1 protein-coding gene is annotated in these 544 nt (G+C 41.2%); it reads right to left on the minus strand.

Annotation, left to right across the window (positions count from 1 at the left end; translation table 11 throughout):
• On the minus strand, nucleotides 1-348 hold a 348-nt coding region (locus R8N49_RS29785), incomplete at its 3' end, for a hypothetical protein (RefSeq protein ID WP_318190786.1).
• Between the last annotated feature and the right edge of the window lie 196 nt (nucleotides 349-544).

A 544-nucleotide genomic window follows, 5' to 3' on the forward strand; every position in this document is an offset into this window, starting at 1 on the left:
GTCTCGTAAGTCTGAAATACTGTAGTTTTTCAAAGAGTTGATTTTAAAGTTAAACACCACCTGTTTACAGACGACACCTTCACGATCAGTATAGGTAATAAAGCCTTCACTGTAAGCACGTTTGCCATCAGAAGACGTAACATCGGCCACGAGCTCTAAATGCCCTTTGTGCGCTTCTACGCGGTTCATCATTTCAAACACATCCATCCACTCTTCGCGATTTGCCATTTGTATCAACATGGATTTGGCCTGTGTTTCCAACTGCTGCGGATACACGTAATAACGGTTGTAACCAAAGTATGCGCACATCAGTAATAGAACGAGTGCAAATGAGGTTGTTCTTGTCATGCAAGCTGCCTCTTGTTGTTATAAAAACTCTGCTTCATTCAGTATAGGAAGCGAGCAAAGTTTAGGTTATAGAACTTGCTCAAATAACAGAGGATCGTCAGAGACAGTCAATTCTATGACAAGCTCAGTACCGGTTTTACTTATGAAACACGACAAATTCTAAGGGCTTTAACTATGGAATATGCACACCGATCTG

Source organism: Vibrio sp. 1978, assembly GCF_033344345.1.